The sequence below is a fragment of the Streptomyces atratus genome, from assembly GCF_040655115.1.
Lineage (GTDB): Bacteria > Actinomycetota > Actinomycetes > Streptomycetales > Streptomycetaceae > Streptomyces > Streptomyces atratus_D.
On sequence record NZ_JBFAJH010000004.1, the window covers coordinates 256,716 to 265,268 of the forward strand.

An 8,553-nucleotide genomic window follows, 5' to 3' on the forward strand; every position below is an offset into this window, starting at 1 on the left:
GTCGACGGCCAGGGCCGTGAGCAAGGCGACGCCGTCGGCGGTGTGCGGCTGGCAGGTGTCCTGGTGGAGGATCGCGTTGTAGAAGTCGCCGAGGAAGAACCTGTCGTTGTCCCAGTGCGGGTCCGCAGAGGGTTCGAACAGCATCGTGGCCTGCGGCGGCTGCGGGCCTGGCAGACGGTCGGCGATGACGTCGCGGAAGGTCCGCCGGATCGGCGGGCCGAAGATTCGACCAGTCCGCCATGCCTCGCGAAGGTCGGTGCCGGCAGCGTCATCCGGCAGACGCTCGGGGATGGCGTGCGTGCTCATGATCGGTGCAGCTTACTGCTGCTGGTCAAGACCCGATCCACGCGTGAGCAGGGGCTCGAACCGGTAGCGGGCTGGGCAGTCGTACCGAGATCGGTTCCAGCAGCTGAAACGGCATCAGCAACACCTTCGTCGGCGACTTCACGGGTGACGGTGGGGATGATCTCGGCGGTGTCGGGACGTCGATCGGGGCGCTTTACCTGTACAAGGGTCATGGCGGCGGCGCCACCGATGGCGGTTCCTCCCGTACGGAGATCGGTTCCGGTGGCTGGAAAGGGATCTCGGACTACGTCGGCGGTGACTTCACCGGTGGCGGTACGGGTGACCTGGCAGCCCTCGAATCCCAGCCGGGCGCCACCGGAAAGCCCTACCTCTACAAGGTCAACAGTACGGGCGGCCTCAACGCCCGCATCGACATCGGCACCGGCGGCTGGTGACAACTCCATCAGGCGGGTTCGAGTTCGCTGCGGCCCCGCCCCGCCTCTGTGCGCTCCCACACCCCGACCGCGCCGGCCGTGCCGCATCGGACCCCGACTTCTGGAAGAGAGAATGAAGAACCGTCATCTGCGCCGTTCGGCCTCTGCCTTCATGGCCGTCATCGGACTGACCGCCATGTTCCAGCACTCCGCTAACGCCTCGGCGGCGGAACCGCTCACCCACGTCGAGTACCGGGGACTCTCCATCGACGTTCCGGCCGGGTGGAGGCTGGTGGACCTGGAGACGGACCCGAACGCCTGCGTACGACTCGATCAGCACGCCGTGTATCTGGGGCATCCAGGAGCCGAGCAGTTCTGCCCTGGCCACCTGATCGCGGCGAAGACCGATGCGATCGTGCTGGAGCCGTTCACCGGAGCTGCACCCCGAGAGGATGTGCCCACCGTGAACGTCCCTGCGGGCTCTCCCGCTCCCCGTGTCCTCCCGGCCGGCGACTCCCGCGAAGTACGGCTGGCCTTCGAGGGCGCCGGCGTCTATGCAACCGTCAGCTACGGCTCGTCGACGGCAGCGATCGAGAAGGTCCTGGGCTCTGCCACCACCAGCAGCGCGGCCGAGCCGCAGACAGTTCCGGCGCCCCGGAAGCGAGCTTTCCCGTCCGCCCCTTCCGCGATCCCGGGCACCGGCTACACCGGCAAAGCCTTCGATGCCTGCGCGGCACCCTCTTCGGGCGCCATGGCGGACTGGGCGTCCTCGCCCTACAGAGGAGTGGGCATCTACATGGGCGGACCGAGCCGGGCCTGCTCCCAGCCGAACCTCACCGCTTCATGGGTGGCCGAGCAGAGCGGCCGTGGCTGGCATCTGCTCCCCATCTACGCGGGCCTTCAGGCGGCGAGCATCTCCTCCTTAAATGCGACCAGCCAGGGCCGGTCGGCCGCCGACGCGGCGGTCGATCTGGCACAGGGGCTCGGATTCGTCACCGGCACGGTGCTGTACACCGACATGGAGGCGTACTCCTCGGGGTACCGCACCAACGTCCTCAACTTTCTCTCCGGTTGGTCCGCCCGTCTGCACGAACTGCGCTACCGGTCAGGCGTGTACAGCTCCTCCTCCAGTGGCATCAAGGACCTCTCCTCCGTCTACTCGTCCACGGCGCTGGAGCGTCCGAACGTGGTCTGGTCCGCCAACTGGAACGGTGAAGCCAACACCGCCGACGTGAACATCCCCGCCGGGTACTGGTCCGAGCACCAGCGCGTTCACCAGCACGCGGGCAATGTCACCGAGTCGTACGGCGGGACGACGATCAACATCGACCGGGACTACGTCGACGTCGGCGCGGCTGTGACCATGGGCAGCCCGGGTATGACGAAACTGACGGCCGGTGACTTCAATGGGGACGGCAGGAAGGACCTGGTGGCCGTTGAGGTGTCGACGGGCAATCTTTGGCTGTACCCCGGTACGGGCACGGGAACCCTGACCTCGCGGGTGCTGATCGGTACGGGTGGCTGGAACGGCATGGCGAATCTGGCCGTCGGTGACCTCAACTCGGACGGCAAGGACGATCTCGTCGGCACCGAGGTCGCGAGCGGCAAGCTGTACCTCTACCCCGGTACCGGTAGCGGTCCGGGCCGTCGTAAGGAGATCGGTTCCGGCGGCTGGAACGGGATCAACAACACCTTCGTCGGTGACTTCACGGGTGACGGCAGGGATGACCTCGGCGGTGTCGGGACGTCGACCGGGACGCTTTATCTCTACCGGGGCCACGGCGACGGCACGATCGACGCCGGTTCCTCCCGGACGGAGATCGGCTCCAGTGGCTGGAACGGCATGGACAAGATCGTCAGTCCTGGTGACATGAACAGGGACCGCAGGGACGACATCGTCGCCACCGAGAAGTCCACCGGGAAGCTCTACCTCTACAAGGGCCACGGCAACGGCACCATCGACGCCGGTCCCTCCCGCACGGAGATCGGCTCCCGTGGCTGGAACGGCATCTCGGACTACGCCGGCGGTGACTTCACCGGTGACGGTACGGGTGACCTGGTAGCCGTCAAGTCCCAGCCGGGCGCCACCGGAAAGCTCTACCTCTACAAGGGCACCGGCAAGGGCGGCCTCAACGCCCGCGTCGAAATCAGCTCCGGCTGGTGAGGGACCAGCCTCTCGACGAAGGCAACCAGGGGCGGACCCGGACCAGGCAGCGCCGGACCCGGATGTCGGTCGTGGTGGTGGTCTCCGGCTCGTGCCAGCTGTCGGGCTTCTTCAGGGTGAAGACCCCGCCGTGCTTGCGGGGCTGTCCGCCCCGTGGACCGGAGCGGCGCTCGCCGGCGTCGCGGAGCATGAGGCGGTCCGAGCGCAGGCGCCCGGCCACCTCAACGGGCAGGTCGGCCAGGACATAGGCGAGGCGGGTGACGTCGTAGCCGGAGTCCATGACGATCAGGATGTGCGGATCACCGGGCTTCCAATGCCCGGCGCGGACCAGCCGCCCCACGACTTCACGGAGCTGGGCGGCGGTGACCGCGGTCGCATCGTCGGCCGGTCCGAGCCGGACGGCGTCCAGGACCCGCGTCCACGAGGTGCGGCCCGGCTCCAGGGCGGCGACAAAGGAGTAGGGCCAGCCCGGGATGCGCTGATCCGCACTGCGGCCACGCCCGTAGACGTGGCAGAACAGCCGGTCAGGGCTGGTAGGGGCGTCGGGGCGCAGCCAATTGGAGACGTCCACGGCCAGCGCGATACGCCCCTGCGATGTGCGCGGGATCGGCAGGCTGTCCAGGACGCGGCGCAGACGGCGTGGCTCCAGCCAGCCGGAGTTCAGCGCGTCGTACATCGCGCCGTGCCCGCGCCGGTGCTCGGCCGCGAGCGTCAGCTCGACCAGCGACTTCACCGGGCCGTCCGCGCACAGCACCGCGTCGGTCAGCTCGAAGAGCGCGTCCGCGCGGGTGTAGAGGCAGTCGTAGAACTCGATCCGGAACCGGGACAACACGGACAACGGCTCGACGTCGGAGACCTGAACCGGAAGACTCATCACAGCGGCCGTTCTCTCGCGCTCTGTTACTCGACATCTCAAAGCGTGAGGGGCGGCCGCCCCTGCTGTCCCGGAAACATCGCATTTCAGCACGCCACAGCGTCAGCGAGGTTAAACGCCAAGCTCAGGTTCGGCATCTACGCCAGCACTCCACAGAGCTTCTCGGCACTGGCGGCACTGGCTGATCTTCGTGCCCTCCCCTCCCGGCTCCTGGTCGATGCCGCGGACAGCGGTCTTGCCGCACGACACGCGGGAGATCTATGAGGGCGTGAAAGGGATCTTTCCCGAAGTCACAGGGGCCGTTCCTGCCCGGCGCAGCCTGACTGCTCCCGTCCAGGCCATCGGGATCGCCGCCGCCCTCCAAGTCCTCGGGCAGTCCGACGTCCACATAGCCGGCCGTGAGCTTCGGCACCTCGTCGCCGCCGAAGTCCCCTCAGAAACGATCAAACATCTGACGGGTTTCCACAGGATGCACGGCATCACTCCGCTGCTGAGCGCCGTCCAGCTGACGGCTCAGGAACCGATGCTGCGACCGAGTGATCAACTCCGCTACGGGCTTCCGGCTTTCCTCCCCTCCAGGCCGTCTCCTCGAGGAAGCCTGGCGGACCAGCGCGTTCACAAGATCCCCTCGCGCTTCTGGCCCGGTTGGTCCGTCCTGCTGTCGCCGCCGCAAGGCGCATACGGCCGGACGTTCCGTCCTTGCCTGTCCGCTTCCCTGGCTTTGGTGGGCACGCGCGACGACCTCAGAATGAGCACACGTCGCCTCGGCAGCGTGACCACCCGGCAGATGACCTCGAAAGTCCTACAGCTCTTGCATGCACAGGGGTGCTGGCCGGTCATGTCCCCTGGTGTGGTGTAGCGGCGGGCAGCTGTTCTCTGCCCTGGGTGGTCAGCAACCTGTCGCGGTGCCCGTCGCGTCAAGTGGTGATGGCATGGACCGTCGCGTGCGCCGGGCCAGGAAGCGGTTCGCGAAGAAGTTGATCCATGGGCTATTTGCGGCCCGACCTCGATCGGCCACTGTGGTTGCGGTACTTCGCTGCCGTACCGCCTCACGCCTCGCGAAGAGTGGCCGCCGACAACTACGACTTGAACGCGTTCAAACTCCGTGCCAGGGTACGGCATGAGTTCTTGAGCCCATCGGTCGCGCACGCGGCCTGCGGAACCCGCTAGGGGTGGAGTGTGTTGCGTTCCTGTCGTACTGCGCTGATCTTGCTCGCCATGGCCCTCGCCCTGACGGCCTGCGGCAGGTTCACCGTCATGCCGCCGCCCGACGGCGAACGGGTCGTTCTGAAGCCGGCCGAACTTGCGACCGCGTGGACCGATGCCGACGGCGGCACCCTCACGCTGAAGCAGGACGGGACGTTCATCGCCGATAAAGTCTGCGTCGCCGTCGACTGGTACGACGGTTTGACCTGGTCCGGAACAGGCACCTGGGAGCAAGGCTCCAACAAGGAGCAAAGCTTCGTCGCTGTTTCCTTCGACGCCGCTCACCCCGTGGGCTTCGACGCCGCTCACCCCAAAACGTATGAGCGGGAGCCCGACTCCTACGCCGCCTTGAGGCAAGGCAAGCTCCTGAAGCTCTGGGTCGCCGTCGGCGATCCGGACAACGATTATCCGAACTGCGTCCTGACCAGCCCGGCAAGTTGACCCGGTTGCCGCGCGGCCGGGTGAGCTGCACATGGTCCGGCATGGCGCATGAGCGATTTTAGTCGATCGTGTCCCCCTGCCGTGATGCAGGGGATCAGCCCTCGGTAGTGCCGGGGAGGGCCTCGGTGTCGACGGTGGCGTAGACGGTGGCCATGCTCTCTTCGGAGAGATAGCGGCGGGGGAAGGCGATCCATTCGTCGTGCATTTCGGCCAGCACTGCGGTGGCCAGTCGTAGGACGGCCTCGGGGTTGGGGAAGACCTGGACGACGTCGGTGCGGCGTTTGATCTCTCGGTTGATCCGTTCCAGCGGGTTGGTGGACTGGATCTTTTTCCAGTGCTGCTGGGGGAAGTCGGCGAAGGCGGTGAGGTCCTCTTTCGCCTCCAGCAGCATGGTTTTGACCTTGGGGAACTGTCTGCCGAGCATGTCGGCGACAGTATCCAGCTGGGCCCGGACTGCCACGCGGCCGGTTCATCTCGTCGATCGGGCACTCAACGACCCGGCCGGTCATCCGGTGGAGCTCGACCTTGTGCCGCAACTCCAGGAACATGAAGTATGTCGTCAGCGCCTGCGACCGGGCCAGCCGGGTGCCGCTGGGCGAGTTCCGCAGCACCTTCCCGACGTACGCGTCAGCGTCAGCGCGCTCCATGTCCCACAGGGGCCGGCCGAACCAGGACCTGATCTGGTCCAGGTGCCCGACGTCCCCACGAATCGTGCCGTCCGCCAGGCCAGCCGAGGCCCGCGCAAGGACAAACCCGGACAGCACGTCGGTCTCGAACCGCTCCAGCTCCTCCGCCGACCCGGGTGCCCAGTGCTCACGCAGGTCCCGTACGACTGCCAGCGCCGCCAACCCGAGCCTCCTCGCCTTCGACCCGACTGCGGATCGGTCGGACGAGGTGAGAACGCTTCAAGAATCCCGAAGTTACGTCACAAGGCCACAGGGCACCCGAAGGAGGAAGAACCCCCTGGCCACGTGGCCAGGGACTCAGCGAGGCTCAGAAGAACTCACGGGATGTCGCACACAGGAACCGGCCATCACTTCCCCAAGGGCAGGAGCGATCCCGGCTTCCGCACGAAACTGCAGATCGCCGCAGAACTCGCCCGCACCGCCAAGGCCACCGGGGTGGTCTTCCGGGCCGTGGCCGCCGACTGCGCCTACGGCGACCAGGACAGCTTCCGCAGACAACTCAGCGAGGCGGGACTGCCGTTCGTCATGGCCCTCAAACCGAGCCACGGCACCTGGGCCTACGGCAAGGACGCCTACACCCCCGCCGACGCCGCCCGTGCCCTGACCTGGACAGACCCCGAGCATCCCGGCGACTGGAACTGCCATCGAGCGAACCTTCCGCGACGGGCACACCGAGACCTGGTGGGCCGCCGACGCCCATCTCGGCTGGTGGGGCCCCGACGGAAACGTCCGTCTGGTCGTGGCGACCGCAGACCCGGCCACTCTGCCCGCGAAGGCCACCTGGTACATGGCCACCGACCTGCCCCGACCCGGCGGCCTCCGGGAGGCCGACAGTCCCGAAACCCGCCGCTGACCTGCACGAAGTCGTCCGGATCTACGGCATCCGGCACTGGATCGAGCAGAACTACAAGCAGGTCAAGGACGAACTCGGGCGGGCCGACTTCCAGGTCCGCTCCGACACCGCCATCCGCCGCCACCAGACGCTGGTCACCTGCGCGTTCTCGTTCTGCTGGGACGCCTGGTCCAGCCCGCCACCCAAGGTTTCGCCCGGCACAGCACCACCGGAGCCGCCCGAAGAACCGGGCCGGCCCGAGAGGGGGACCAACCAGACCCCACCAGCCCCACACGGCCAGCTGGCCCAAGGCAATACGCGCCGTCCGGGCCTGGCTCGACCCCTGGACCAGCCTCCAACGATGCTGGCGAGCCTGGACGAATGCACCCCCACCACCGGAACTCCAAGCCCTGATCAACGCCGTCGGCGCAGGCCACCCGCTTGACCTCTACTCCCCGGCTCAACAAACCACCGCTAGTTGTCCAGTGAGCGGGCTATCTGGCCAGTTGAGTGTGACTCGCAGCGATAGGTGGCCATTCGCAGCAATAGTTGACCTTACGTTCCTGGGACGGGATGGTCGAGCCCTTCGTATGGTTGGGCCTCCCAGGGGTGCCGGGTGTGGCTTTTAGTTGGCTGCCACCAGACAGGAACTGGCCAGCAACAACCCCACGTCCTATCCGAATGAGCCCCAGAACCGGCACGGATCAGCGGAGCCGCCAAGCGATGAGCACACCCCAACCCCCTATGCCCGGGGCACCTTCCTGGCCGTACTGCGCGCACGGCGCGGACCCCGTCACCGACGCTGTCGGCTGCCGAGGCATCCACGCCCCCGGCCACACCGCGTGCCTGGCTCACCTGACCGACATCGATCGCGACGCCTACTTGGCCGGCCTGGCCTCCGGCACCGACATCGACCACCGCGGTACGCCCTTCACCCAGCTTCTCCTGAATGCCCTCCTCGACGCCCTCCGCGACCCCGCCACCGGACACCCCCGCCTCGGCGTAGCCCGATTCGATTCGGCGACCTTCGAGGACACAGCCGTGTTCGATTCGGCAACCTTCATGGGCTTGGCCGACTTCAACCGTGCGACCTTCGAGGACTCCGCCTGGTTCGCCTCGGCGACCTTCGAGGACGGCGCTTGGTTCATCTCAGCGTCCTTCAAGGGCGCCGCCGGGTTCGGGTCGGCGACCTTCGAGAGCGCCGCCGGGTTCGATTCGGCGACCTTCGAGGTCGACGCCCAGTTCGATTCGGCAACCTTCAAGGGCGCCGCCGGGTTCGGGTCGGCGACCTTCAAGGAGAGCGCCTGGTTCCAGTCGGCAACTTTCGAGGGCGCCGCCCAGTTCGATTCGGCAACCTTCGAAAGTAGCGCCTGGTTCGAGTCGGCGGCCTTCGAGAACTTCGCCGGGTTCAGGTCGGCGACCTTCAAGGGCGTCGCCGGGTTCAGGTCGGCGACCTTCGAGAACTTCGCTGGGTTCGAGTCGGCGACCTTCGAGAGCGACGCTCGGTTCGAGTCGGCGACCTTCAAGGACGTCGCCGGGTTCAGGTCGGCGACCTTCGAGAACTTCGCTGGGTTCGAGTCGGCGACCTTCGAGAGCGACGCTCGGTTCGAGTCGGCGACCTTCAAGGACGT

Annotated in this window: 5 protein-coding genes and 3 pseudogenes; 5 read left to right on the top strand and 3 right to left on the bottom strand. The window is 67.1% G+C overall.

What is annotated here, in order from left to right; translation table 11 throughout:
* Positions 1–302: 302 nt before the first annotated feature.
* On the bottom strand, positions 303–749 hold the full coding sequence (locus AB0I23_RS08060; RefSeq protein WP_359107903.1) for a hypothetical protein: 447 nt from the start codon (positions 747–749) through the stop codon (positions 303–305).
* Between the two features lie 103 nt (positions 750–852).
* Between AB0I23_RS08060 and AB0I23_RS08065 the strand changes: the two genes are divergently transcribed.
* Positions 853–2,883: a glycoside hydrolase domain-containing protein gene (locus tag AB0I23_RS08065; protein ID WP_359107905.1), complete on the top strand. Its 2,031-nt coding sequence runs from the start codon at positions 853–855 to the stop codon at positions 2,881–2,883.
* Between the two features lie 4 nt (positions 2,884–2,887).
* On the opposite strand, the pseudogene AB0I23_RS08070 reads toward AB0I23_RS08065, so the two are convergent.
* A pseudogene (locus AB0I23_RS08070) lies at positions 2,888–3,757 on the bottom strand (transposase); the annotation flags it as partial.
* A 235-nt stretch (positions 3,758–3,992) separates the two neighbouring features.
* On the opposite strand from AB0I23_RS08070, the gene AB0I23_RS08075 reads away from it, so the two are divergent.
* Together AB0I23_RS08075 and AB0I23_RS08080 are read left to right on the top strand one after the other, a co-directional pair.
* Positions 3,993–4,616: a hypothetical protein gene (locus AB0I23_RS08075; RefSeq protein WP_359107909.1), complete on the top strand. Its 624-nt coding sequence runs from the start codon at positions 3,993–3,995 to the stop codon at positions 4,614–4,616.
* Positions 4,617–4,975: 359 nt separating this feature from the next.
* Positions 4,976–5,404, top strand: coding sequence for a hypothetical protein (locus AB0I23_RS08080; RefSeq protein ID WP_359107911.1), 429 nt, complete (start codon positions 4,976–4,978; stop codon positions 5,402–5,404).
* 94 nt (positions 5,405–5,498) lie between these two features.
* Here AB0I23_RS08080 and AB0I23_RS08085 read toward each other — a convergent pair.
* Positions 5,499–5,858, bottom strand: a pseudogene (locus tag AB0I23_RS08085) (transposase); the annotation flags it as partial.
* A gap of 574 nt (positions 5,859–6,432) precedes the next feature.
* Between AB0I23_RS08085 and AB0I23_RS41620 the strand changes: the two are divergent.
* Positions 6,433–7,367, top strand: a pseudogene (locus AB0I23_RS41620) (IS701 family transposase); the annotation flags it as partial.
* A 278-nt stretch (positions 7,368–7,645) separates the two neighbouring features.
* Positions 7,646–8,553: pentapeptide repeat-containing protein (locus tag AB0I23_RS08095; protein WP_359107913.1), on the top strand; the 908-nt coding region annotated here is incomplete at its 3' end.